The sequence below is a fragment of the Roseivivax lentus genome (assembly GCF_900156805.1).
Lineage (GTDB): Bacteria > Pseudomonadota > Alphaproteobacteria > Rhodobacterales > Rhodobacteraceae > Roseivivax > Roseivivax lentus.
The window spans coordinates 240,034-265,466 of the sequence record NZ_FTOQ01000003.1 but is presented as its reverse complement, the minus strand read 5'-3'; the positions used below and the strand labels follow the sequence as shown (position 1 = coordinate 265,466).

At 64.8% G+C, this 25,433-nt stretch carries 23 protein-coding genes and 1 tRNA gene; 13 read left to right on the top strand and 11 right to left on the bottom strand.

Translation table 11 applies throughout. The features are described from left to right. Nucleotides 1–274 precede the first annotated feature (274 nt). Nucleotides 275–841 carry a hypothetical protein gene (locus tag BW990_RS08190; protein WP_234990189.1) on the top strand — a complete coding sequence of 189 codons (567 nt, stop codon included), beginning with the start codon at nucleotides 275–277 and terminating at the stop codon, nucleotides 839–841. A gap of 41 nt (nucleotides 842–882) precedes the next feature. After that, a complete protein-coding gene (locus BW990_RS08185; RefSeq protein ID WP_076446877.1) occupies nucleotides 883–1,974 on the top strand; it encodes a cache domain-containing protein in 1,092 nt (363 codons plus the stop codon). On the opposite strand, the gene BW990_RS08180 is transcribed toward BW990_RS08185, so the two are convergent. The 3 genes from BW990_RS08180 to BW990_RS08170 all read right to left on the bottom strand — a co-directional run bounded on the left by BW990_RS08180 (nucleotide 1,955) and on the right by BW990_RS08170 (nucleotide 6,247). Next, nucleotides 1,955–3,919: a glycosyltransferase family 2 protein gene (locus BW990_RS08180; RefSeq protein WP_234990188.1), complete on the bottom strand. Its 1,965-nt coding sequence runs from the start codon at nucleotides 3,917–3,919 to the stop codon at nucleotides 1,955–1,957. The genes BW990_RS08185 and BW990_RS08180 overlap by 20 nt on opposite strands. Before the next feature lie 19 nt (nucleotides 3,920–3,938). Continuing rightward, nucleotides 3,939–5,111, bottom strand: a complete 1,173-nt coding sequence (locus BW990_RS08175; protein ID WP_076446873.1) for an HlyD family secretion protein — start codon at nucleotides 5,109–5,111, stop codon at nucleotides 3,939–3,941. Between the two features lie 116 nt (nucleotides 5,112–5,227). After that, nucleotides 5,228–6,247: a glycosyl hydrolase family 8 gene (locus BW990_RS08170; protein ID WP_076446871.1), complete on the bottom strand. Its 1,020-nt coding sequence runs from the start codon at nucleotides 6,245–6,247 to the stop codon at nucleotides 5,228–5,230. A 1,003-nt stretch (nucleotides 6,248–7,250) separates the two neighbouring features. Here BW990_RS08170 and BW990_RS21280 point away from each other — a divergent pair. Genes BW990_RS21280 through BW990_RS08150 form a run of 3 tightly spaced genes read left to right on the top strand, consistent with a single transcriptional unit; the run spans nucleotide 7,251 to nucleotide 11,510 of the window. Next, entirely contained in the window at nucleotides 7,251–8,975 is a 1,725-nt protein-coding gene (locus BW990_RS21280; protein ID WP_143526118.1) for a hypothetical protein, read from the top strand. A gap of 19 nt (nucleotides 8,976–8,994) precedes the next feature. After that, a complete protein-coding gene (locus BW990_RS08155; protein WP_076446865.1) occupies nucleotides 8,995–10,116 on the top strand; it encodes a phosphatase PAP2 family protein in 1,122 nt (373 codons plus the stop codon). A 5-nt stretch (nucleotides 10,117–10,121) separates the two neighbouring features. Continuing rightward, nucleotides 10,122–11,510 carry a S8/S53 family peptidase gene (locus BW990_RS08150; protein WP_159441617.1) on the top strand — a complete coding sequence of 463 codons (1,389 nt, stop codon included), beginning with the start codon at nucleotides 10,122–10,124 and terminating at the stop codon, nucleotides 11,508–11,510. A 62-nt stretch (nucleotides 11,511–11,572) separates the two neighbouring features. On the opposite strand, the gene BW990_RS08145 is transcribed toward BW990_RS08150, so the two are convergent. Together BW990_RS08145 and BW990_RS08140 are read right to left on the bottom strand one after the other, a co-directional pair. Beyond that, nucleotides 11,573–11,806: a hypothetical protein gene (locus BW990_RS08145; protein WP_076446861.1), complete on the bottom strand. Its 234-nt coding sequence runs from the start codon at nucleotides 11,804–11,806 to the stop codon at nucleotides 11,573–11,575. A 448-nt stretch (nucleotides 11,807–12,254) separates the two neighbouring features. Then, nucleotides 12,255–12,340, bottom strand: a tRNA-Leu gene (locus BW990_RS08140). Between the two features lie 110 nt (nucleotides 12,341–12,450). On the opposite strand from BW990_RS08140, the gene BW990_RS08135 reads away from it, so the two are divergent. Then, entirely contained in the window at nucleotides 12,451–13,029 is a 579-nt protein-coding gene (locus BW990_RS08135; protein WP_076446859.1) for a YqaA family protein, read from the top strand. Beyond that, the gene (locus BW990_RS08130) at nucleotides 13,026–13,490 is read left to right on the top strand and encodes a disulfide bond formation protein B (RefSeq protein ID WP_076446857.1); all 465 of its coding nucleotides are present in this window, start codon (nucleotides 13,026–13,028) and stop codon (nucleotides 13,488–13,490) included. The genes BW990_RS08135 and BW990_RS08130 overlap by 4 nt, the downstream gene beginning before the upstream one ends. 5 nt (nucleotides 13,491–13,495) lie before the next feature. On the opposite strand, the gene BW990_RS08125 is transcribed toward BW990_RS08130, so the two are convergent. Further along, nucleotides 13,496–13,921 (bottom strand): Lrp/AsnC family transcriptional regulator, encoded by a 426-nt coding sequence (locus BW990_RS08125; protein WP_076446855.1) that lies wholly within the window; start codon nucleotides 13,919–13,921, stop codon nucleotides 13,496–13,498. 116 nt (nucleotides 13,922–14,037) lie between these two features. Between BW990_RS08125 and rocF the strand changes: the two genes are divergently transcribed. From rocF to BW990_RS08105, 4 genes are all read left to right on the top strand, one after another. Then, the gene (rocF, locus tag BW990_RS08120) at nucleotides 14,038–14,961 is read left to right on the top strand and encodes an arginase (protein ID WP_076446853.1); all 924 of its coding nucleotides are present in this window, start codon (nucleotides 14,038–14,040) and stop codon (nucleotides 14,959–14,961) included. 8 nt (nucleotides 14,962–14,969) lie between these two features. Continuing rightward, nucleotides 14,970–16,028, top strand: a complete 1,059-nt coding sequence (locus tag BW990_RS08115; protein WP_076446851.1) for an ornithine cyclodeaminase — start codon at nucleotides 14,970–14,972, stop codon at nucleotides 16,026–16,028. Nucleotides 16,029–16,090: 62 nt separating this feature from the next. Then, on the top strand, nucleotides 16,091–17,008 hold the full coding sequence (locus tag BW990_RS08110) for a 3-dehydrocarnitine:acetyl-CoA trimethylamine transferase BcoG (RefSeq protein ID WP_076446849.1): 918 nt from the start codon (nucleotides 16,091–16,093) through the stop codon (nucleotides 17,006–17,008). After that, nucleotides 17,005–18,459 carry a carnitine 3-dehydrogenase gene (locus BW990_RS08105; protein WP_076446847.1) on the top strand — a complete coding sequence of 485 codons (1,455 nt, stop codon included), beginning with the start codon at nucleotides 17,005–17,007 and terminating at the stop codon, nucleotides 18,457–18,459. The genes BW990_RS08110 and BW990_RS08105 overlap by 4 nt, the downstream gene beginning before the upstream one ends. Before the next feature lie 120 nt (nucleotides 18,460–18,579). Here BW990_RS08105 and BW990_RS08100 read toward each other — a convergent pair whose 3' ends face one another. From BW990_RS08100 to purC, 5 genes are all read right to left on the bottom strand, one after another. Next, nucleotides 18,580–19,917 (bottom strand): sigma-54-dependent transcriptional regulator, encoded by a 1,338-nt coding sequence (locus BW990_RS08100; protein WP_076446845.1) that lies wholly within the window; start codon nucleotides 19,915–19,917, stop codon nucleotides 18,580–18,582. Between the two features lie 6 nt (nucleotides 19,918–19,923). Then, nucleotides 19,924–21,687 carry a sensor histidine kinase gene (locus BW990_RS08095; RefSeq protein ID WP_076447133.1) on the bottom strand — a complete coding sequence of 588 codons (1,764 nt, stop codon included), beginning with the start codon at nucleotides 21,685–21,687 and terminating at the stop codon, nucleotides 19,924–19,926. 37 nt (nucleotides 21,688–21,724) lie between these two features. Continuing rightward, nucleotides 21,725–22,393 (bottom strand): phosphoribosylformylglycinamidine synthase subunit PurQ, encoded by a 669-nt coding sequence (gene purQ / locus BW990_RS08090; RefSeq protein ID WP_076446843.1) that lies wholly within the window; start codon nucleotides 22,391–22,393, stop codon nucleotides 21,725–21,727. Next, a complete protein-coding gene (gene purS / locus BW990_RS08085; protein ID WP_076446841.1) occupies nucleotides 22,393–22,623 on the bottom strand; it encodes a phosphoribosylformylglycinamidine synthase subunit PurS in 231 nt (76 codons plus the stop codon). Before purS ends, purQ begins: the two co-directional genes overlap by 1 nt. Before the next feature lie 65 nt (nucleotides 22,624–22,688). Then, complete coding sequence (purC, locus tag BW990_RS08080) at nucleotides 22,689–23,450, bottom strand: phosphoribosylaminoimidazolesuccinocarboxamide synthase (protein ID WP_076446838.1); 762 nt, start codon at nucleotides 23,448–23,450, stop codon at nucleotides 22,689–22,691. A gap of 166 nt (nucleotides 23,451–23,616) precedes the next feature. On the opposite strand from purC, the gene BW990_RS08075 reads away from it, so the two are divergent. Then, on the top strand, nucleotides 23,617–23,931 hold the full coding sequence (locus BW990_RS08075; protein ID WP_076446836.1) for a DUF1476 domain-containing protein: 315 nt from the start codon (nucleotides 23,617–23,619) through the stop codon (nucleotides 23,929–23,931). A 472-nt stretch (nucleotides 23,932–24,403) separates the two neighbouring features. Continuing rightward, the gene (gene bmt, locus BW990_RS08070; RefSeq protein WP_076446834.1) at nucleotides 24,404–25,432 is read left to right on the top strand and encodes a betaine--homocysteine S-methyltransferase; all 1,029 of its coding nucleotides are present in this window, start codon (nucleotides 24,404–24,406) and stop codon (nucleotides 25,430–25,432) included. Nucleotide 25,433 lies beyond the last annotated feature (1 nt).

The following is a 25,433-nucleotide window of genomic DNA, read 5'->3' as shown; positions in this document are numbered from 1 at the left end:
GCCTCAACCTGCATCGAACCCTCCCGGAATCGGGGCCGAATGGCACCGGGCAGATGGACGAACAGCCGGTATTGTGCCAGTTGTGAACCTGCAGCGCATGTTTGCGGCGACCCGCCGTCATGATTTTTTAATGAGTGCTGCGCTCCCTACTTGTTGAAGAGACGCTCCGCATGAGGGCTTTGATTTGCGTTATTCGTCCTACCTGTCCGGCATGTCGCTCGACGGTGAATTCATACGCTTGATCCGGCGCACCTGCTCACGCGGTCGACGCGCCGTGGCCGGTCTCCTTTGCGCGATGCTGGCGATGATCGCGCGCCCCGCCGGGGCAGATGGGACCTTTCTGCAGGCCGACCGGTCGTTCTCGGCGTTTGACGCGGTTGCCACGGTCACCCGCGGACGGCTCAGTTTCGGGGCGAGCTACAACGATTACGACGGCGGTGCGCTGGCCGGAACAAGCCTGGTCTACGCCTTTCCGATCCGAGATTTCGCGACGCTGAAGGCGGGCCCCGCGATCAGCATCTCCCGGGACGACGGAGACGGGTTCGACGATCCGCAGGCCGGGATCAAGCTGGTCCTCGACCGCTACACACCGACCTCGTTCGGCGCCGTCTACCTGCTCGGCGAATTCAACTCGATAGAGAACGCCTGGTTCGGTCTCGTACAGACCAGCCTCGGCGCCAGCGGTTTCTCGTTCGAGGTGTCCCGCGGCTTCAGCGACACCTACGACGAGACGACGCTGGCCTTGAACCAGCGGATCGGCGGCGGTCCCGGAAGCCTGCGGCTGGGCTACCGCTTCGTTGCCGAAGAGGCGTTTTTCGGCTTTTCGGTGAATACGTTCTGATGACAGACAGCCGGAAACGCCAGCGAAAAGACCCCCGCGCGGTGCTGCCAAAACTGACTCTGGCAGGCGCGACCTATGCCTTCGTGATCGTCACGGCGCTGTCGATCCTGATCGGATCGGCGCTGCTGTTCTTTCCGCGGTCGGACCGATTACTCGACACGGCGCTCGACGGCGCGGTGCGGGTCCGGTCGGATGCGGTCGCGGAAATCTTCGCCAAATCGCTGCACGACGATTGGATCGATCTCGAACAGCTCGCGATGGATATTCCCGGCACGTCCGAAGAGGGCCTTCGGGGGCTCATGGAAGGCGTGCAAGGCGATGGCCAACGCGTGTCCTGGGTTGGCTACGCGGGAACGAACGGCATCGTGAAGGCCGGATCGGGCGGCGACTTCGTGGGCGAGAACGTGAGCGATCGCGCGTGGTTTCGAAACGGCATCCGCGGCGGTTTCGCGCGCGACGTTCACGAACCGCTGCTGCTGGCGCGACGGGACCGTGGGACTGTGCAAGAGGACCCGCTGCGTCTGCTCGATTTGGCCCGTCCGGTCCGGGACGCCGAAGGCGACATCGTCGGTGTCGTCGCGATGCATATCAGCTTCGGCTGGGCCGAGCGTGCCGTGACCGAAACCGCGCGCATCCTCGGGATCGACGCCTACCTCATCAGCGCCAATGGCGAAGTGATCGTGGCGTCGGACGGCGGACGCCCCACTCCGGCCGAGCTCGAGATCCTGCGAACCGCCCGTGCCGGGGACCAGAGCTCGGGCCGCGAGACCTGGCCCGACGGCGAGGATTACTTTTCGTCCCTCGTCTCCAGCGTGGGATACGGCGACCTGCCAAGCTTGGGCTGGCGTCTGGTGGGCCGCATCCCGGCGGCCGCGTTTCAACCCACGATCGCCGATCTGCGGGGCACAATCCTCGTGACCGGGATCGGCCTTGTGTCCATCCTCGTGCTCTTCACGAGCCTCTTCGTGATCTTCTTCGCGCGTCCGTTCAGTAGCCTCGGAAGCGTCTCCCAGAAGATCGCAGACGGTGCGCCCGCCTATCCGCCGGAATACCGCGCCACGCGCGAAGCCGCGCAGATCTCGGCCGCGCTGGCACGGCTTCAGAAGCTCAGGGTCAATGACCGCCGGAACTGAACGAGAACCTTCGGGCAAGATCGGACAGGATCGCCGCCCCCCGTACCTGGGCCACGCCCGGGGCGGCGCCTTCCGTGTAGAAGCGGACAAAGAGCGCCTCGCGCTGTTCGTCGTCCGGCAAGAGCTGTAGCCGGGCACCGTCCGTCGTTTCGGAAATCACGTAGGCCTCTACCGGGCCCACATTCTCGATGTCGAGCGTGCCGCGCGTCTCCGGCGGGTAATGGCCACCCCGGATGCGCACCGTATCCGCGGTCATCGAGGTCAGCCACACCTCGAGGTTCCGGCCATCGACCAAGAAATGCGCGGGCTCCGGCGCATCTGCCACGTGCCGCTCCCGGCGGGGCAATTCGAAACAGGCGATCACGGTGATGCTCAGCACGAACACGTTGTAGATCGTCCAGAACAGCACGACCCATTTGCCGTCCCCCGCATCGTTGAAGGCGAAGGCGTCCGAAGCGATGCCGATGGTCAGACCGACAAGCGTGAGCACGAGCAGGATCGCGAAGGGCGCCATCATCCCCCACTGCACCACGATGCGCGAGCGATCGCCGCCTTTGGCCGTGACCGAGAACGGGTGGCCGTTGGGACGCAACAGTCCGTTGAACGCGGCGCGGCTGATCGGGATGGCCCCGATGAGCTGGCTGACGTCGTTCAGGATCGGCACGACCATTCCGCGGCTCAGAAGGTTCAGAACCACCAGGATCCACAGGTAATACGTGCCGAAATAGGAGATCACATCCGGCAGCCGCGCATCGACCACGGTGATGTTGAAGAACCAGTAGAGCAGCGGGAAACAGATGGCCGCGAGCCGAAACGGGAAGGTCGTCATCCAGTAGAAGACGGAATCCACGACGCTCCAGCGATCCCGCAGGCGCAGGTTGTTCCTGGCGAACGGGCCCAGAGGGGACCGCGCGATCTGCATCAGGCCGAGGCACCAGCGCGCGCGTTGCGTGACGTATTCCTTCAGCCCTTCGGGCGCGAGCCCTTCGGTCAAAGGCTCGGTGAGATAGACCGACCGCCAGCCGATATTCTGCAAGGCCAGCGTCAGCATGAAATCCTCGGTCACGCTGTCGGTCGGAAGACCGCCGAGATCCTGCAGGGCCTGCCAGCGGCAGACCGAGGACGTTCCGCAGCAGAACGCGATGCCCCAGGCATCGCGGGATGGCTGCATGTGGTCGAAGAAGAAGCGCTGCTCGTCCGGATAGGACCGCGCGATCCCGAGATTGTGCTGGATGGGATCGGCATTGAAGAAATGCTGCGGGGTCTGCACCAGCCCCACTTCGGGGTCGTGAAAAAGGGCCAGCGTGCGGGAAATGAACCCGCGATGCGGCACGAAATCGGCGTCGAGCACGGCGACGAAATCGGGCGTCACCGGATCCTCTGCCAAGCGCGCGAGGGCATGGTTGATGTTCCCGGCCTTCGAGCCCTTGTTGTCCGGCCGCCGCATGTAGCGCACGTCCTTTTCGGCGCAGTAATCGCGCAGCCAGTCGCGACGGCCGTCATCGAGGACCAGCACCTCCTTGTTCGCATATTGGAGGGACTTCGCGCCGATGATCGTCCGCTCGAGCACCTCGAGCTCTTCGTTATAGGTGGCGATCAGGATCGCAACGCGCGGCTCGTCCGCCCCCCACCAGCCCATATGCGCGTCGGCCTCGCCGCTGCGCTCGCGCAACCTCGACAGGATGACGAACGCACTGAGCGAGCCGACCAGCGCCAGCATCTCAAGCAAGAACAACGAACCGCTGGCAAGGTAATCCACGGTCCAGCCCGCGGGGGCCAATGTCTCGGTCGCGCGCCAATGCGCGTATCGCAAGGCCAGCACGAACGCGACGACGAACAGCGTGATGCGGTGCGACGCCCGGGTGCGGTCGAAGATGAAGGGCAAGAGTACACCCACGCCCGCGGCCAGCATCACCTGCACATAGGCCGAGGCAAGTTCGCTCAAATGCGGAAACGCGGTCATCTCAGTTCAGGGCCTCGCGCAGACCGTCAAGCGGGCGGTCATCGAAGAAGGCGCGGCCCGTCCTGCCGACGGCGCAGCCAAGATCGGGATCGGCGTTCAGTTCGGGAACGAGGATCGCGACATCGTAGCGTTCGAGATGCTGCTGCGACGGGGCGACGGCGATGTTGCGATAGATGGTCGCCGCGCCGCTGCCCGCGAGCCGCGCGATGATCGCGTCGAAGATCCGTCCGTCACCGTCCATCCGGAACGACGCCGCCTGCCCGACCTGAAGGCCGTTATACACCCGTTCGGTCACCGAGAGCGTCACGAAGGTCGAATCGCAATCGAGCATGCGGAGGATCGGATCGCCCCGCTGCACCGCGACGCCATCGGGCTGCAAGACCTCCCAGTAGCGGCCATTGACCGGGGAGGCGATGACGCCGCCGGCCAGAACGGTGACGCGAACCCGTTCGCGTTCAAGGCGCATGTCGATGGCCGCCAGCCGTCTTTCGGCCAGGGCCTTCTCGGTTTCATAGGCCGCGATCTGGCTGTCCAGTTCGACCGCCCGTTGCTCGGCGTTCGGCGCATCGTTGTAGCCATCGCCCAGGAAGACGTCCTGCTCGGCGGCGCGCACCGCGATCTCGAGCACCGCGACGCGTTCCCGGGCATGATCGAGCGCAAGCTCCGACCGCAAGGGCTCAAAGGGCAAGCGGGCCAAATCCTCATCGAACCCGTCGATGAGGATTTGTTCTTCGTCGTCGGGGATGTCGCCGCCTTCTAGGATTTCGAGACGCCGCCGGGCATGGTCGAGCCGTGTGCGCAACTCGGCCAGGCGCTCCGTCCGGTAAATCTCCGTGCGCTCAACGAGCGAGGCGCGAATATCCCGGCTCGCCTCCGCTAGCGCGTTGGCGCTGGCGATCTGCGCGACCGCGAAGGCGCGCTCCATGCGCAGATCGTTGAGACGGGTGTTGTCCACGAGGGGATCGTCGATGGACGCCAGGACCTCCCCCTCGCGCACCAGAGACCCGAGCGCGCGGTCCGGCAAGCTTAGCGTCCCGGCCACATCAGCGCGTAGCGTCGAGACTCGCGCGTTAACGACGGCATTGGCGCTCGCCCCGGACATCTGTTCGCCAATGATGATCCAAAGCGCAACCGCGACGATGATGACGCCGGTGAGAAGTCGAAATATATTCATCTATCCTGTCTCATGTTCATGCGACAACAGCGCGGGGGATTGCGCGCCTTAAGAAACGAACTCGATGAAAAACCAGTTTACAGCGCCGGACCCAGACTTGCCTTGGTCCCGGCGCGTTACGCAACTTCCCACTTTGCCACAGTGGCAAGTAGGTGGAGAACCGCCGGATAGTAGGGCCCCGGCACGGAGCTTTCGACAGGCGGCAAGTCCTTGCACTCAAGGAACGCCCTCAACGCCAGATAGCCCGGCAGGTCGCTCCGGCTGACCACCTGACCCGTGTCATCCCGTGCGACCGCGACGCCGCCCGACATACCCTGAGGCGCGAGTTTCGCCCGCGCAAGCCTGACGGCAGCGTGATCCCGGTGACCCGACCAGGCGAGGTAAAGCGGAATGCGCAGCGCATCATAGGCCGAACGCAGATCGTGGTTCGTCGGATCGCCGTAGCCTTCGGACGTTACGTCGATCCAGTCCGGCAGGAGCCCGATCCCGGCAAGCTCGGACAGGCATGCGACGCCATGATCGGCGGCACCGATGAGCCGGTCGTCCCCCGTCGCATGCCCGAGGTCCCTCAGGGCACGGGGCATGATGTAGGACGGGTTGATGAGCACCCTGTCCGCGGTTGCGAAAGCCTCCGCCCCGGGGCGCAGCAGCAATTGCGCGGGGTCGCGCGGATCGGGCCAGAGGCAAAGGGCGGACAGATCCGCGACGATGGGGGTGTAACGCTCGGCAGGGATGTCCCATCCCGAGTCGCGTGCCGCTCTTAAAAGCGCCCAGGCGCGGAACAGGTCACCGTCGGTCGCATTGTGCCAGTCCTCACCCACGACACCCGATCCGGGCGTCCAGCGCCACGCCATGAGGGCATCGTCTCGGACCAACAGGTGCTCACGCGTCCACCTCTCGATCCGCTCGAACGCCTCTCGATCCCCGGCCGCCTGTGCCGACAGGAGCGCATAAGCCTGACCCTCGGAATGGCTGACGCCGCCCTGCTCGGGGTCGACGACCCGGCCATCGGGCTGCAGAAAGCGCGCGGCCCAAGACGCCCAGGAACGTGCCAGGTCGCCCGGGTCGGCTGCGAGCGGCGCCGCGCCTGCGAAAGCGCTGGTGCCAAGCAATCCAAGGAATAGACGTCTTTTCAAAGTTCAACTTCTTTTCAACGGGTTGTCGTGCAGCGCGCACGAAAGTCTCGCGCGGTACAGACCACAGTCAATGGCATGAATAAACACACTATTTCGTCACCCTATCCGAGACGCAGCAGGTCATCTGAGTCCCGTCTCCGCATTTCACGCGCATACGTGTTCGTCCCGACACAGCGGGCGGAGGGCGTGAAGAAATGCCACGTCACTCAGGAGCGGATCCTCACTAATCCAAAGTCAGCGAAGAGCGGCGCGGCACCGGCGGCTCTGCGTCGCGGGCATGAGATGAGGTCGGTGGCATAGCGCGCCCGAGCATCGTATTTCGATCACCGAGCTTGTCGATACGTGACCCGCGGACCCCAACGGAAGACGCCCGTGGCGGTCAGCGAGAACTCGCAAGAGACGCCCAGCCATTCCGAGACGCAAGTCGTTGAAAGGATTGGTACCCGAGGTCGGACTCGAACCGACAAGGTGCTGCCACCGGGGGATTTTGAATCTTAACGAAATTACTATAAATCAATGCCTTATGATTCATCGCTCCCACATAAACGAGCAGTTCCACCCTGTCACGTGGGAGTCAAAATTTTTGCTATCGTGTGAGCTTTACACAACTGTCTTCGCGCATTAAGCGCCCATTATTCTACGATTTGCTTGAGCATTCGACACACCAAAGAGCAAGCCATCTACAAGAGGCTTTGATGATGTGACCGCCCCCCGACGGCATCTGTGTGCCAAGGTGGGTCGGCGGTGTTCCGCAAATGAAGACGAACACATCATCATCAAATCATGTCTGGCGTAATGCTTGGCACTATCCCAAAACGCCACTCAATTTGCTTTCATTTAAGGAGCTATGGGAAAACCAAGAACGGTGTCAATATTCCGTCGTTTCGCTGAATGGCTTTAGTGTTTTGTCGATGTACTGGAACATGGTAAAGTCCTGCAGTCCCTTTTTCCAGACTTCGCGCAAGCTTTTGCAAGTAAGAGTTATTTTTCGGAGCGATAACATGTGACCGGACCGTCGGCCGACATCCTTATGCAAAACAAGGACGAGCGCGCCGCATCCGGTGCGGTTGCGGTGCTCGACGGTGTGGTCAGAATTGTTTCCCCGGAAGGCATTGACGCCACACCAAGCAGTCCACTCCGTCAGGCTATCCTTGCGGTCGTCCTTCTTTCTCCCAACCAGTCCAAGCCTCGGCGAAGTCTCTCAGAGATGTTCTGGGGCGGAATTGATCGCAAACGCGCTTCCGCCAATCTTCGCACGGCTTTAAATATGTTGCGACGGGATCTTGCGCCTTTGGGCGGCGACGCACTGCAGGCGGATCGCAGTGCCGTTTGGCTGAAACCCGGCAAGATCCACGTGCGCCCAGCATCCAACGACAGCGGTGAATTCCTTGAAGGAATAGACTTGGAACTGAACTCCTGCGACGGGTTCGAAGAGTGGCTTCGCGACATGCGCGTTCGTCGTGGCGTTTCGGAAAACCTCGAGACAGAACCTGAGAATGCCCAGGATCAGGAAGACCACTCCGGATTTCGCAAAGCTTCAGTTTCAAGACTTTCTGCACCCGATATCGCGCTCTCGACATCTTCGAGACCATTGGCGCTTGGCCTGCTACCCGCTCTTCATGCGCCGCTTTCAGCCGCTGAAAGCCTGCGCGTCCAATCTGTCATAGACGCCTTGGCGCGCTTCACAATGGGCGTATCCTGGCTAACCTTGCATGACTTGCGCGGATGCGAAGAGCCGGTAGCGCCGCTGCCCCTCAAGACAGGGACGGGGCCGACCCACCTACTCGAACCGCTCGTCGAGCGCCGGGGGCGCAAGTTGATGCTGACGCTGCGGTTGAGGGACGCGGCCTCTCGCCTCGTGTGGATAAGCGACCCGACCGCAATCGTGCCGGAACACACCGATGAAATTGCGGCTTCCTCAGCCGAGAGCATGCTCGAGCACTTGTCGGCCAGCATGATATCGCTGGATTTGCCGGACCTCTTTCCGTGGACAGCACTCACGGCCCTCTTTTCGCTCGATACCGATGCCATTCGGCGAACCGAAACTCAGATCGCGCGGATGTGCGAAGCGGGCGCACCGGAGTCGATTTCGTGCATTGGCCATTTCGCCCAGGTCTTCAAAGAGAATGAAGGCGTGGAAGTCGCCCGGAGGATCACTCGAGAGCAGCTATGCGATCTCGTCGCCAGCGTTCCGCAGTCGAGCCCGATGTTGCCGCTCTGGCAATCGCTCGCAGGCTATTGTGCGCATATGCTCTTGGGCGACAACGACCTCGCCAAGGCATTCCTCGATGCCTCTCTTGAGCGGTCGCCGACATTGTCACTAAACCTCGATCACATCGCCGTGCTGCGCATGTCTCTCGGCGACCTCAAAGGGGCAGAGGAAGCATTTCTCCAGTGCCAGCGTGTCGGTGTGGGTAGCCCATGGCGCTACACCTACGATGTGACCGGGTCCATGCTTTACATGGCGAAAGGCGATTATCGCAACTCGCTGCATTTCGCGAACCGGGCGCTGTTGCGGAAACCGCGCTTCGTCGGGGCGCTGCGCTATGCCATGGCGGGTTTCGCGTTGGCCGGAAATGCCAAGGATGCCGAGATCATGCATTCGCGGATCCTGCGCCTCAGGCCCAACTACGACATGGGTGGCTGGCTCGAGAGCATGGTGCGTCGATCGCCAGGAGAGATCGGACAGACATTGTCGCGCTCATTTCAGAACAACGGGTTCATTTAAGAAACAGGGAGAGAAGTACATGGCGGACGAGATCGACACGTTATTCTCAGATAAGTCGGGAGCTGACCACGTCCGGCGCATTTTGCAACGCGCGCGACTCGAGGTGGCCGGGACGCGAATAAGCGTCGAGAAACAGGAGCCATGCCCTGGCATCCATCCGGAGGCTCTCGTTGGCATCGATCGGCAGGTTCTCGTTCACATCGAGGACGTCATTCAAGAGTTCAGTACTGAATTTGATGAGCGGGGGATATTACGCGACGATCGACTGCGGGAAATTTTGGCCAAGCTCGCAGATATCACAAGCAACGCACGAGACACGTCCCAAAGTCTCGGCCCCAGCTCAAGTGTCGGCGGCGGCTTCCTGCATAAGGCGCTTCACAAGAGCCTGCATAAACGGCTTCACAAGGCCCTGCACAAGGGTCTACACAAGAGCGCCTTCCTGGGAGGCAATGGCGCGGCTGGCGCCGGGCTGGACTGGCCGGTGATCGAGGTCCCGTGGCGCGAACTGACGCGCCTGTACAAGTGCCGCGACGACTACAGATGGGACCGTTTCCGGCGGTCCGAACTGCCGCCCCCACCGCCTGTCAAGGAACGGCTGGACGAGACGCGCGCACTTCGCGAATTGCAGATCAAGCTGAGGGAGCCAGAAAACGCTTTTCGCCGAGACCGTATCCAGATCGAGGCTAGCAATGACCTGACGGCCTACATGTTACCTCTCGGAGCGAATGCCTCCTCTCCGGCCAGTGCCACCGCGATCATGTTCCAGACAATCCTGTGGCTCGCGAGCCTGATCGGGCTGCTTTACAAGGAACGGTTCAACGCGCCACGTCCGCATCAGCTGGACCCGACGCTCGAGCCGTTCATCCCGGTCCCGGTCTATTCGTCCTACCCGTCGAACCACGCCTTTCAGTCCTACCTGATCGCCGAGGTCTTTGCCCGCGCCGTGCCCGAGCATCCCGGCGTGCCGGCACTCCATCGTGCCGCTGGCGAGGTCGCCCGGAACCGCGAATGGGCGGGGCTGCACATCCGCTCGGATACCACCGCGGGCCAGACGCTCGCGCGGCTCTGCGCGCCGATGTTCGAGAAAATCCTGCAAGAGCAGATCCGGGATGTCCGCAGTGAATGGCTGGGAGAGGGGTGAGACCGATGCCTAGAAAATCAGACACGCAGCCCGAGGGAACGGGATTTCGGCCGGCGTTCCACGCCCTGTGGCATCTGCCGATGCTTGGTGTTGTGAAGGACCTAAAGGATTACAGTGGCGACCCTTGGGACAACGCGGACAAGGATGAAAAAGCGACCCGCATCGCAATCATCGACACGCCGGTGGACCACGATCACCCCAATTTGGCCGGTGCAATCGACATCGGACTGATGCGCGATTTCAGTCAAGGTGGAAACGGCGCTTTCGTTTTGCACAACCTGTCCGACGAAAATATGGTGTCTCGAGAAGCCCTTTTGGCGAAGATAGAGAATTCCAAGAAGGTATTAGACGAAGCAATCAAGGAAGAGGCCGCCTGGATTGAGTCCAAGAAGGACGAAGACCGGCCTAAGGGGGTGCCGCTCGTCCCTCCGAGCCGCCTATATGGTGCGCATGGCACAGCCGTCGCTGGTCTCATCGGGGCTCGACCTGCCTGCGTCAAATTGAGACGCCCGATGTTCACGCCGAAAGACATGGCCAAGACGCCGCAGGTCGTGGACCTCGAACTGCCATATTGCGGCATCAATCCCTTTTGCAGGATCATACCGGTTTCGGTCACCGCAAATCCGAGCCCGGAGATGGTTCTGGGCGCGCTCGAATATACGAAACTCATTGAACCGGACATCGTGGTCATCGCGGATTCATGGGACGGAGCGCTGGATTCCGATGGGGTTGTGACCGACGCCTGGAAAGACGTCGACGACGCCCTGACCGACCTTTGCCTGAATTTCATCGTTCTGTGCGCAGCCGGAAACGACGCGCTTGATCAACCCGTCTATCCCGCCAGCCGATGCAACGACAAAACCATCAGAAAGATCGACGGCAAGATAAATGAGATAAACGCACCGGGACCATGGGCGGTCGGCGCTTGTGGTACCGATGGCAAGGACCTGACCTATTCACCAGTCCAGTCGACAATCGTCGGGCATGGTGGCTGGATGATCAAGACCCTCAGCACCGAGGTGCCGATATTCGATAGAGAACGGACTCGTATCGACCCGTGGGAGATCGAAGATGACCTATTGGGAGTGCCAAAAAACAGCGAAGATTTTCCGCTCGCCGACATCGTGACGACCGATCTTCCGGGCCGGGCCGGCTACAACCCGTCCCCGTACGAACACCGACCGGGTCCAGATGAAGAGCAATACGAAATCGCGTCGCTGTTCTGCCGATTTGCAGGAACTTCGGCGGCGGTGGCGATTGCCGCAGGGTTGGTGAGTCTGCTTCCGTCCGATAGCAGACGGTCGACGGGTCGCCCACCCGGCAAGAAGCCCTCAGAGAAAGGTCTGGAGCAACTCTTCGATGTGGAATTGGCCAAAAAGTTATTCAAGAAATAGAGGGCCGTCCGTCGTACGCAGCCGGGGAGGGCAGACATCCCCCCCGGCTCACGAGACAGCGATCAGTTTGTCGAAGACGCCGTACTCAGAATAGCCGCGGCATCGCGGGCTTTCTGCCGCCGGACCTCGATCATTTTCATCTCGGTATCCTTGTCGTCCGAGAGCATGATCTGAACGAGCTCGCTTGTGGTGTATTTTCCGGGGTCGACACCGACCGTGCGGGCAAAGTCGTCATTGGCGACAGCCGGGCCTGCGAGCCCCAGAACCAGGACGGAGATTGCAAATTTGTGAAACATGACTTGTCCTCCTTTTCAAGTTGTGGCGTCCGCCTTCATTGGCTGGACAAATACAATCTGACATGGGGCCGTCAGCGGACCGTTATCGAGCCGTCATCGAGATTTCCGAATTAACTCTCGAGAACCGCGCCTACTTGCGCGAAACCGCTGATGATGAAGTGCCCCCGGTCGGCATCAACGTGAATGGTTCAATCGGCGGTCATCCGCAAAGGAGGAGTGTCGCATCATCAGAGCCAGTCCGAGACGTTAACGGCGGCGCAGCCATGGCAACTCTGGATTTCTTGTCCGGGAGGGCGTCACAAAGAAGGGTGGTCTCGGTCTTCCACTGGATTATTGCCACGATCCACCAGTTGGCCTGGTTTCGCACCGCCGCATTGCCGACTTTTGATCTGCCATGCCTACTCCCACATCCTCCAAGCGGAAAAAACGTGCAACCTGTTGAAATTATTGGTACCCGAGGTCGGACTCGAACCGACAAGGTGTTGCCACCGGGGGATTTTGAATCCCCTGCGTCTACCATTCCGCCACTCGGGCACGCGGCTTGGGGATAGCGGGACGGAAACACTTCGTCCAGACGAAAACGGGGTTTCTTGACCCGGGCGGGCCTGCATGCTCAGAGGGGGCAATCACAAAGGACGCCCCTCATGCTGCGCGGAATGTACCACAAGACGCTGATGCTCGCCGAGCATCCCCGCGCGCTCTGGGCGCTGGCCTTCATCTCGTTCATCGAAAGCTCGGTCTTTCCGATCCCGCCCGACGTGATGATGATCCCGATGATCCTCGCCGCCCCCCGCCGGGCCTGGCTGATCGCGCTGGTCGCCACGCTGTCGTCGGTTGCCGGTGCGATGCTCGGCTATGCCATCGGGGCCTTCTTCTACGAGAGCATCGGCGCGCCGGTGCTGGAGGCGCTCGGCAAGGGCGACAGCATGCAGGCCTTCAATACCAAGTTCAACGAATACGGCGTCTGGGCGGTGCTGGTCGCGGGGCTCACGCCCTTCCCGTTCAAGGTCATCACCATCATGTCGGGCTGGACGGCGATGCCCATCCTGCCCTTCATCCTGTCCTCGATCGTGGCCCGCGCGGCACGCTTCTTCATCGTGGCGGGGCTGCTCTATTACTTCGGCCCGCCGATCCGCGACTTCATCGAGCGGCGGCTCGGGCTCGTCTTCACGCTTTTCTGTGTTGCGCTGATCGGCGGCTTCATGGTGTTGCGACTGCTATGACCATGACGCGAAACATCCTGATCCTTATGGCCGCCGGCGGATCGCTGGCGCTGATGCTGGGCGCGCTCGGCTTTCAGTATATCGGCGAGTTGCCGCCCTGCAAATTGTGCTACTGGCAGCGCTATCCGCATCTGGCCGCCATCGCCATCGGCCTTGTGGCGCTGACCCTGCCCGGCCGGCTTCTGCCCGCGCTCGGTGCGCTGGCCGCGCTGACGACCGCCGGAATCGGCGCCTATCACGCGGGTGTGGAGCGCGAATGGTGGCCCGGCCCCGATACCTGCACCTCGGGCGATATCGGCGGGATGTCCACGGACGATCTTCTGAACCAGATCATGAGCGCGCCGCTGGTGCGCTGCGACGAGATCGCCTGGCAGCTCATGGGCATCTCCATGGCGGGCTGGAACGCGATCCTGTCGCTGATCCTCGCCGGGCTCTGGATCGCGGCGTTCCGCAAGAGCTGACGCCGCTAGCTGCTGCGTTTGGTCGAGAGCAGCAGCGAGGTCTCGCTGGTCGTCACGCCGCCCATGGCACGGATCCGGCCCAGCACCGCGTCGAGCCGTTCGAGATCGGTCGTCCCCAGTTCCGCGATCACGTCCCAGCGGCCATTGGTGCTGTGCAGCGCGCGCACTTCGGGCAGGCCCGAGAGCTGACGCAGGATGCGGTCGGTCCCCCGCCCCTCGATCCCGATCATCATCATCGCGCGCACCGGATCGCGCGCGGCGTCTTCCTTCAGCACGACGGTGAAGCCCAGGATATGCCCCTCGGCGCGCATCTTCTCGACCCGGGCGCGCACGGTTGTGCGGGACAGGCCCAGCAAATGCGCAAGGTCCGAATAGGAGGCCCGCGCATCGCGCCGGAGCGCGGACAGGATGGCCTGATCGGTCGCGTCCATATCGCAAGTCTCTCCGTCCGTTTCGATCAATACTGCCTCGGATCGGCCATTTTGCCAAGGTGACTTCTGCCCGATCCGGCGGTTATCACGGCGCAAGAGACAAGCGAGGCCGATCCATGAGCGACAAGACCATTCTTCTTCTCGGTGTGCCGATGGATTCGGGCAAGCGCCGCGCGGGCTGCCTGATGGGCCCTGACGCCTACCGCACCGCCCGCCTGCCCGACGCCCTGCGCGATCTCGGCCACCGGGTCGAGGATCTGGGCAATGTCGCGCCCGACGCGGTGGACCTGCCGGAGCACGATCACCTTTTCGCCCTGCCCGAAACCGTGGGCTGGACGCAGGCGCTGGCCCGCGAGGCCGAGGCCGCCATGGCACGCGGCACGCCGATCTTCATGGGCGGCGATCACGCGCTGTCGATGGGCACCGTCACCGGGGTCGCGAGGCACGCCGTAGAGGCGGGCCGTCCGCAATTCGTCCTCTGGCTCGATGCCCATACGGATTTCCACACGCCCCAGACCACCGGCAGCGGCAACCTGCACGGCACGCCGGTGGGATATGCCACCGGGCGCGACGGCTTCGACGCCTTCCCGCCCGTGACCGCGCCGGTGCGCCCGGAAAACGTCTGCATGATCGGCCTGCGCTCGGTCGATGCGGCCGAACGCGCCGCCATCGAAGGGACGGGCGTCCGCCGCTACGACATGCGCGCCATCGACGAGGACGGCATCCGCCGGCCCCTCGCCGCCTTCCTCGCCGACGTGGCGCAGGCAGGCGGTGCGCTGCATGTCTCGCTCGACGTCGATTTCCTCGATCCCGCCGTGGCGCCCGCCGTGGGCACCACCGTGCCGGGCGGGGCCACCGTGCGCGAAGCGCATCTGGTGATGGAGATGCTCAACGACAGCGGGCTGATGACATCGCTCGACCTGGTGGAGTTGAACCCGATGCTCGACGAACGCGGCCGCACCGCGCAGCTCATGGTCGATCTGGCCGCCTCGGCCTTCGGCCGCAAGGTCTTCGACCGTCCCACGCAACGCATGTATTGAGGTTCGCCATGGCGAAAGATCCCTCCGACAAGGCCCTCGTGCCCTTCGTCTCCGTCGATCACATGATGGGGCTCATTCATCACCTCGGCTTCGAGACGATGATCCGCGGCATCGCCGACCGGATCGAGGCCGATTTCCGCCGCTGGGAAAGCTTCGACAAGACCCCGCGCGTGGCCTCGCACAGCCCCGTGGGCGTGATCGAGCTGATGCCGACCTCCGACGGAGAAATGTACGGCTTCAAATACGTCAACGGCCATCCGAAGAACATGAAGGAGGGCCTGCAGACCGTGACCGCCTTCGGCCTTCTGGCGGACGTGTCGAACGGCTACCCGGTGCTGCTGACCGAGATGACGATCCTGACGGCTTTGCGCACCGCCGCCATGTCGGGCGTCGCGGCCAAGCACCTCGCGCCCAAGGGCGCGAAGACCATGGCGATGATCGGCAATGGCGCGCAGGCCGAGTTCCAGAGCCTCGCCATGAAGGCGCTGGTGGGGATCGAGGCGGTGCGGCTCTACGACATCGACCCGGCGGCGACGGAGAAATGCGCGCGCAACCTCGAAGGCACAGGGCTGCGCGTGGTGAAATGCCAGAGCCCGGAAGAGGCCATCGAAGGCGCCGAGATCCTGACGACCTGCACCGCCGACAAGCAATACGCGACGATCCTCTCCGACAACATGGTCGGCGCGGGCGTGCACGTGAACGCCATCGGCGGGGACTGCCCCGGCAAGACCGAGCTTGCGCCGGGCATCCTGCACCGCTCGACGATCTTCGTGGAATATCCCGAGCAGACGCGGATCGAGGGCGAGATCCAGCAGCTCGACCCCGATCACCCGGTGACCGAGCTATGGCAGGTCATCGCGGGGCAGAAATCGGGGCGCAGTTCCACCTCCGAGATCACGCTGTTCGACAGCGTGGGTTTCGCCATCGAGGATTTCTCGGCGCTGTGTTTCCTGCGCGAGGCGATCCGCGGCACGCCCTTCTCGACCCCGCTCGATCTGCTGGCGGATCCCGATGATCCGCGCGATCTCTTCGGGATGGTGATGCGCGCGGGGCCCGAGGCGGCCTGAGGGCCCTTGCGCGCAGACAGGCTCTCCCCGATCATCGCGCCGCGACGGGTCGGGGAGGACAGATGCCGCTAGCCATGAACCGCGAGGTCTTCATCACCGCCGCCCTGACCGGATCGGGCGCGACGCAGGACCGCTCGCCGAACGTGCCGCGCAGCCCCAGGGCCATCGCCGAGGCCGCCATCGACGCGGCCCGTGCCGGGGCGGCGGTGGTCCACGCCCATGTGCGCGACCCCGAAACCGGCGCGCCGTCCCGCGATCCGGCACTCTACCGCGAAGTGACCGAGCGCATCCGCGCCTCGGAGGTGGACGTGGTGCTGAACCTCACCGCCGGCATGGGCGGCGATCTGGTCTTCGGCCCGCCCGAGGCCCCCCTGCCCCTGAACGCGGCCCAGACCGACATGATCGGGGCCTCCGCGCGGCTCGCTCATGTGGCCGCGTGCCTGCCCGAGATCTGCACCCTCGATTGCGGCACGATGAACTTCGCCGAAGCCGATTACGTGATGACGAACACTCCCGGCATGCTGCGCGCGATGGGGGCCGAGATAACCGCCCTTGGCGTGCGCCCCGAGATCGAGGCCTTCGACACGGGGCATCTTTGGTTCGCCAAGGAGTTGGTGCGCGAGGGCGTGCTCGATGCCCCGGCCCTCGTGCAGCTCTGCATGGGCGTGCCCTGGGGTGCGCCGAATGACCTCAACACCTTCCTCGCCATGGTGAACGCGATCCCCGAAGGCTGGCACTGGTCGGCCTTCTCGCTCGGGCGGGACCAGATGGCCTATGTCGCGGCGTCGGTGCTCGCGGGCGGCAATGTGCGCGTGGGGCTCGAGGACAATCTCTATCTCGACCGCGGCGTGCTCGCGACAAATGCGCAGCTTGTCGACCGCGCGGTGGGCATCATCGAGCGGATGGGGGCAAGGGTGATCGGCCCGGAAGACGTCCGCGCGCGGCTGGGCCTTGTGAAACGCGCGCCGGTGGCGGCATGAGCCGCGCCGCGATCGTCGGCGGCGGCGTGATCGGCGGCGGCTGGGCCGCGCGCTTCCTGCTCAATGGCTGGGACGTGGCGGTCTGTGACCCCGCTCCGGGGGCCGAAGACCGCTTGAAGGCGGTCCTCGCCAATGCCCGCCGGTCGCTGCCGTCGCTCTACGACCGGGCGCTGCCACCCGAGGGGCGGCTGACGTATTGCGGCACGCTCGCCGAGGCGGTCACCGGCGCGGATTGGGTGCAGGAAAGCGTGCCCGAACAGCTCGACCTGAAACACCGCGTCTTGGCCGAGATCGAGGCCCATGCGCCCAACGCGGCCCTCATCGGCTCCTCGACCTCGGGCTTCACCCCGACCGCCCTGCAGGAGGGCGCGCGGCGCCCGGCCCGCATCCTCGTCGCGCATCCCTTCAACCCGGTCTACCTGTTGCCGCTGGTGGAGGTCGTGCCTTCCGCCGCCACGCCGTCCGACCTCGTCGCCCGGGCGATGGAGACGCTCACGTCGCTCGGCATGAAGCCCCTGCATGTCCGCCACGAGATCGACGCCCATATCGCCGACCGGCTGCTCGAATCAGTCTGGCGCGAGGCGCTCTGGCTCATCCGCGACGGCATCTGCACGACCCGGGAGCTCGACGACGCGATCCGCTACGGCTTCGGCCTCCGATGGGCGCAGATGGGCCTCTTCGAGACCTACCGCATCGCTGGCGGCGAGGATGGCATGGCGCATTTCATGGGGCAGTTCGGCCCCGCGCTCGCCTGGCCCTGGTCGCGGCTCACCGATGTGCCGGACTTCACGCCCGATCTGGTGGAGCTGATCGCCGGCCAGTCCGATGCGCAATCGGGCCACCGCACGATCCGCGAGCTGGAACGGCTCCGCGACGACAACCTCGTGGGCATCCTGCGCGCGCTGCGCAAGCAAGGGGCCGCCGCGGGCGCGGTGATTGCCGCCCATGAAGCTACGCTGCCCGCGCCCGAACCGGCCCCTCTGCCCGTCACCGTCGCCCGCGCGATCCCGCAAAGCTGGACCGATTACAACGGCCACATGAACGAGGCGCATTACCTCGAGCTCGGCGCGCAGGCCACCGACCGTTTCATGGAGATGATCGGCTGCGACGCGGCCTATATCGCCTCGGGCGGGTCCTATTTCACGGTCGAGAACCACCTGCGCTACCTCGCCGAACTGATGGCCGGCGACCGGGTCACGGTCACGACGCAGGTGCTCGATGGCGCGGGCAAGAAGCTGCATCTCTTCCACCGCATCCACGGCCCCGAGGGCACGCTCGCGGCCACGATGGAAACCCTCTGCCTGCATATGGACCTCGCGACCCGCCGCTCCGCGCCGCCGCCCGACAGGATCGGTGCGGCGCTGACGGCCTTCGCCGAGGCCCATGCCGCATGCCCGAAACCCGAGGGCGCGGGCCGCCATGTGGGGCAGCGGCCCCGAGCCGCCCCCTGAGCCGCCCGCGCGTCCCACTTGGACGCCTTGCGCGCGCCGCCCCCGTCACGGCCGGACCGGAAATACCTCCGGGGCGCGCGAGGGGCTGGCCCCTCGCTCCCGCTCCGGCCACGGGCGTGCTCAGTCTAGGTAATCCGACCGCTGCAGCCCGTACTTGGCCATCTTTTCGTTCAGCGTCCGGCGCGGCAGGCAGAGCTCGTCCATCACCGCCGAGATCGAGCCCTTGTGCCGCCGCATCGTGTTGTCGATCAGCATCCGCTCGAAGGCTTCCACGTATTCCTTCAGGGGCTTGCCCTCGGTGGTCATCACCGGCTGCATGTCCTCGTGATCGTTCATCAGCAAGGACGCGATCGTGCCCGTGCCGCGCCGCGATTGCAGCACCGCGCGCTCGGCGAGATTGATGAGCTGGCGCACATTGCCGGGCCAGGGCGCCTGCAGAAGCTGCGCGGCCTCCTGCGCGGTCACCTGCGGCGTGTCGCAGCCATATTCGTCGGCATATTGCTCGGAGAGCCGGGTGAAGAGCGTGAGGATATCCTCGCCCCGCTGGCGCAGCGGCGGCACGGTGATGCGCAGCGCCGCGAGGCGGTAGAACAGATCCGACCGCAGCGCGGTCTCGCAGGTCCGCCCCTCGTCCTGCAGGTTGCAGATGGCCACGATCCGGGTCTCGGGCGGCGTGCCCTGGTCGTTGATCACCGACAGAAGCCGCGCCTGCGCCGCATCCGACAGGCTCTCGATATCCTCGAGCACCAGGGTGCCGCCACGCGCCTCTTCCATCGCGGGCAGGCGGCTGTCTTCGGGGTCCATCGGCCCGAAGAGCCGCTTCATCAGCGCGGTCTCGTCCATCGCGGCGCAGGGCAGGAGCACGAAGCGTTTGCCCGCCCGGCTGCCCACCGCATGGAGCGCATGGGCGATCAGCGTCTTGCCGGTGCCGGTCTCTCCCTCGATCAGCACATGGCCGTCGGCCTGACCGAGATCGAGCACGTCTTCGCGCAGCCGCTCCATCGCCGGGCTCTGCCCGATGAGCTTCTGCATGATCTGCCCGCCATCGCTGAGCTCGCGCCGCAGCTGCCGGTTGTCGAGCGTCAGGCGCCGCGCGTTGGTGGCCTTCTTCGCGAGCTCCGACATGCGGTCGGGATTGAACGGCTTCTCGAGGAAATCATAGGCCCCGATCCGCATCGCCTCGACCGCGATCGGCACGTCGCCATGGCCGGTGATCATGATCACGGGCAAGGCCGAGTCGAGCCCCATCAGCTTCTTCAGAAGCTGGATGCCATCCATGCCGGGCATCTTGATGTCGGAGATGACGATGCCGGGGTAATCCTGGCCGAGCTGGCGCAAGGCCTCCTCGCCCGAGGCGAAGCTTTCGGTATCGTAGCCCGACAGCGCCAGCCATTGGCTGATCGATTGGCGCATGTCCTTTTCGTCATCGACGATCGCGATCTTCATTGCCTGTGCCATAGAACCTTATTCCGCTGCTTGCGTGGTGTCTGTCATTATCGGGAGCTGCATTTCGAAAACGGCGCCGCCGTCCTCCGCGTTCCGTGCGATGAGCCGGCCGCCCAGATCGCTCACGATGCCCGAGGAGATGGCAAGCCCGAGGCCGGTGCCGTCGCCGGGCTGCTTGGTGGTATAGAAGGGCTCGAACAGGGAATCGAGATCCTCGATCCCGTGACCGTTGTCGCGCACCGTCAGCGTCGCGGTCTCGCCCGAGGCGAGCAGCAGCTCGATCTCGGGATTGCGCACGGATTTCGTGGCATCGAGCGCGTTACGCAGAAGGTTGACCAGCACCTGTTCGATCCGCATCCGGTCGCCCATGACGAGGACCGGCGCCTCGGGCAGGATGCGGGTGATGCGCACTTTCCGCGCCTTCAGCTGCGGCTCCATCATCGACAGCGCCGAGGCGATGGCCTCGGCCATGTCCACCGGCGAGAAATCCGCCTGCCCCTTGCGGGCATAGGATTTCAGCTGCCGGGTGATGGCGCCCATCCGCTCGATCAGGTCGTCGATGCGGTGGAAGGCAGAAAGCGCCTCGTCGGGCCGGTTGCGCCGCAGAAGGAGCCGCGCCCCGGCCAGGTAGGTCTTCATTGCCGCGAGCGGCTGATTGAGCTCGTGGCTGACCGCCGCCGACATCTCGCCCAGGGCCGCGAGCTTGGAGCTTTGCGCCAGCGTCTGCTCGGCCACGGCGAGGTTTTCCTGCACGCGCTCGCGCTCGGCGATCTCGCGCTGGAGGCGCAGGTTCAGCTGCCTGAGCTCGCGGCTTTCGCGCTGGAAGAGCGCCATCCGCAGCGCGGTCTTGCGCGACAGCGCGTAGAAGGCGAGTGCGGCCAGAAGCGCGAAGGCCATGATCTCGAGCGCCAGCACGGTATTCACCCGCTCCCGCACGCTCTGGTAGGTGGTGAAGGAGGTCAGCGACCAGCCGCGGAAGGGGATGCGGCCATCGACGCGCATCACCGCCTCGCCCATCACATAGGCGTCCGCCGGCAGGGCGGTCCAGTCGGCGGTGGCCTGGATCGCCCGCTCGATCGCGGTGTCGGGCGATTGCCGCTGCAGCGCCTCGACCACCGTCAGCCCGCGCCAGCGCGGCTCGGTCGCGAGGATGATCCGCCCCTCGCTGTCGGTGACCAGCACCGCGTCGGAAATCCCCGCCCAGGCGCGTTCGAACTTCGCCAGATCCGCCTCGACCAGGATGACGCCGATCACAGCGCCCTGGCTCTCGACCCGGCGCGAATAGGTGAAACTGTAATTGCCCGCCTCGCCGCGCAGCGAGGTGAAGACGGTCGAGGAGGCGCGCACCGCATCGACGAAATAGGGCGCGTTGCGATGGGTCTCACCCAGCCGGTTGCGGTCGGTGGCAGCGACCGTGCGCCCCTCGCTGTCGAGCAGCATCAGCGAGGCCGCGCCGATCTCTTCGACGAAGGAGATCAGCCGCTGCGTCGACTGGCTGTAATCCATCGTGTTGAGCGCGTTGATGAGCGCGGGGTCGCGCGCCAGAAGCTGCGGCACGATGGCGTTGCGGCGCAGCTCGGACAAAAGGTTGCCGGAATAGAGCGCGAGGCGCAGCTCGGCGCGGTTGCGCGTCGTTTCGGTGAAGCGGTCGGTCAGCAGGCTGTTGGTGAACCAGACGGTGGCCGCGGCCGCGACGAACAGCCCCCCCAGCGCCGCGCGCACGCGCCAGGACAAGGGGCCCGGCCCGGTGCGGCCGGTCTCTCTGGGTGTCGTCTCGGACATGCGCGCAAGGATACGGTCCGGCGCGGCCTGCCACAAGTCAGGCGGTGGCGAGCGCCTCGGTCAGATGAGCGAAAAGGCGCTGACCATCGGTGCCGCCATGCCCCGCATCCGCCGCCCGTTCGGGATGCGGCATCATGCCGAGCACGCGGCGATTCTCCGACAGGATCCCCGCGATGTCGCGCGCCGAGCCGTTGGGATTGTCGCTGTAGCGAAACGCCACGCGGTCCTCGCCCTCAAGCCGGTCGAGCGTATCGGCATCGGCGAAGTAATTGCCGTCGTGATGGGCGATGGGGATCTGGATCTCCTCGCCCTCGGCATAGGCGCCGGTGAACACGCTGTCGGTCGTGGCCACCTTGAGCCCGACCGTCCGGCAGATGTATTTCAGTCCCGCATTGCGCAGAAGCGCCCCGGGCAGCAGCCCGGTTTCGGCGAGGATCTGGAAACCGTTGCAGGGCCCGAAGACGAAACCGCCCCGCTCCGCATGGTCCTTCAGCGCCCGGCAGATCGGCGAGTTGGCCGCGATGGCGCCGCAGCGCAGGTAATCGCCGTAGGAAAAGCCGCCCGGCACGCCGACGAGGTCGACCCGGTCGGGCAGGCTCGTCTCCTTGTGCCAGACCATCTCGGTCTCGAAGCCCGCGGCGCGGAAGGCCGTGGCCAGATCGCGGTCGCAATTGGAGCCGGGAAAGACGAGAACCGCGGCGCGCATCACAGCACCTCGATCCGGTAGCTTTCGATCACCGTATTGGCCAGGAGCTTGCGGCACATCTCCTCGATGGTCGCCTCGGAGGTGCCGTCCTCGAGATCGAGCTCGATCACCTTGCCCTGCCGCACGCCCTGCACGCCACCGAAGCCCAGGCCCTTCAGCGCATGGCGCACCGCCTCGCCCTGCGGGTCGAGAACGCCATCCTTCAACATCACGTGCACCTTTGCCTTCATGGCGGGGCCCCCTGTCTTGCCTTTTCGAAACGTTGCGCAGGCCCGGGCGCGCCCGGGCACCTGCCTCAATTGATGAGCGTCGGCTTGGTGATCGGCTGGCTGGTCTTCGGCATCACGCCGAGCCGCCGCGCCACTTCCGTATAGGCATCCGCGAGGTTGCCCAGATCGCGCCGGAACACGTCCTTGTCGAGCTTCTGACCGGTCTCGATGTCCCACAGCCGGCAGCTGTCGGGCGAGATCTCGTCGGCCACGATCAGGCGCTGGAAATCGCCCTCGAAGAGCCGCCCGATCTCGATCTTGAAATCCACGAGCCGGATGCCGACCGCCATCATCACGCCCGACAGGAAGTCGTTGACCCGGAGCGCGAGGCTCAGGATGTCGTCCATGTCCTGCTGGCTGGCCCAGCCGAAAGCCGCGATATGCTCCTCGGTGACCAGTGGATCGCCAAGCGCGTCGTCCTTGTAGTAATATTCCACGATGGGCCGCGACAGGGCCGTGCCCTCCTCGATGCCGAGGCGCTTCGACATCGACCCGGCGGCCACGTTGCGCACCACCACCTCGAGCGGGATGATCTCGACCGAGCGGACGAGCTGCTCGCGCATGTTGATCCGCTCGATGAAATGGGTGGGCACGCCGATCTGGTTCAGCCCGGTCATGAAGAATTCCGACAGGCGGTTGTTCAGCACGCCCTTGCCGTCGATCACGTCCTTCTTCTCGGCGTTGAAGGCGGTTGCATCGTCCTTGAAGTACTGCACGATGGTGCCGGGACGCGGGCCTTCATACAGGATCTTCGCCTTGCCTTCGTAGATCTTCTTGCGGCGTGCCATTGGGGCCCCTTCGGAATGACGGTTGCGGCGCGCCGGTCTGCCCGGCGCACCTCTTGGCGTTCGTTTAGTGCATGGCCCATCTTCCCGCAAGCGCGCTGCCAAGTCTGCTTGCGGCGCCCGGCGCTGTCGGCCTAATCTGGACAGGATACAGGACAGGAGAGCCGACATGACCACATTCGACGACCGCGAACACGCCTTCGAGGCCAAGTTCGCCCATGACGCCGAGATGGAATTCCGCGCCGAGGCGCGCCGCAACAAGCTCCTGGGTCTCTGGGCGGCGGAGATGATGGGCAAGAAGGGTGCCGACGCCGAGGCCTATGCCAAGGAAGTCGTCAAGTCCGATTTCGAAGAGGCCGGCCACGAGGACGTGGTGCGCAAGGTCGCGGGCGATCTGGGCGACGCCGCCACCGCCGACGAGATTCGCGCCAAGATGGCCGAGCTGCTGGTCGTCGCGAAAGGCCAGCTCGTCGAGGAGCACTGAACGGTCCCGACAAGACATGCCGGGCGCGGGCGCGCCCCCTGCCCGGCACGGCGCCACCGAAAAGCGCCCGCACCATGCGTCCCGAGGATCGCCCCACACGCACACCGGCCGCCCGCCCGACACACATTGCAGCATAGCCCTCCAGGCATCCGCACGGACCCGGCTCCGGCCACCGGCGCGTCCCACCCTCGGGGATGATGCGCAAAGCCCCCTGTCACGACCGGACCGGAAATACCTCTCGGGGGAGCGCGAGGGGGCAGACAGCCCCCTCGCTCCCGCCCGGGCCACGGGCGCGATGCGCCGTTTCACGCGGCCACGGCGGCACGCTCGCCCCCGCACATTGAAGCCCGCCTCAACATCTTCTTGAAGATTATGAATTTGCTTCAGCCCGCGGCATCGTGCACTGGCTGGGGAACCACGCCGCGCGCCGGACCGGCGCGCCTGCCCGCATGCAACCCGAAAGGCCGACCCGATGACGAATGCTCTCACCTCCCTGCTCGAGACGCGCGACTGGTTGCTGGCGGACGGGGCCACGGGGACCAACCTCTTCAACATGGGGCTTTCCTCGGGGGATGCGCCGGAATTCTGGAACCTGAACGAACCCGACAAGATCCGCGCGCTCTACCGCAACGCGGTCGAGGCCGGCTCGGATATCTTCCTGACCAATTCCTTCGGCGGCAATGCCTCGCGGCTGAAACTGCATGACGGGCAGAACCGCGTGGGCGAGCTCAATCGCGCCGCGGCCGAGCTTGGCCGCGACATCGCCGACGCGGCCGGCCGCCCGATCGTCGTGGCAGGCTCGGTCGGGCCCACCGGCGACATCATGCAGCCCGTGGGCAGCCTCAGCCATGCCGACGCGGTGGAGATGTTTCACGAACAGGCCGAGGCGCTGAAGGCGGGCGGCGCCGACGTGCTCTGGGTCGAGACGATCTCGGCGCCCGAGGAATTCCGCGCCGCCGCCGAGGCCTTCGCGCTGGCGGACATGCCCTGGTGCGGCACCATGAGCTTCGACACGGCGGGCCGCACGATGATGGGCCTGACCTCGTCGGACATGGTGGCGCTGGTGCAGGGCCTGCCGAACCCGCCCCTGGCCTTCGGGGCCAATTGCGGCGTCGGCGCGTCGGACCTGCTGCGCACGGTGCTGGGCTTCACCGCCGAAAGCCCGGAAATCCCGGTGATCGCCAAGGGCAATGCCGGGATCCCGCGCTTCGAGGACGGGCATATCCATTACGACGGCACGCCCGAACTGATGGCCGAATACGCCGTGATGGCCCGCGATGCGGGCGCCACGATCATCGGCGGCTGCTGCGGCACGATGCCCGATCACCTGCGCGCCATGCGCAAAGCGCTCGAAACCCGCCCGCGCGGCGATGCCCCGACCCTCGCCGAGATCGAGGCGAAGATCGGCGGTTTCTCCTCGGCCTCCGACGGCACCGGCGCCGAGGCCAAGGCGGAAGGGGCTGCCCGCCGTTCGGCCGGACGCCGTCGTCGTCGCGCGTGAT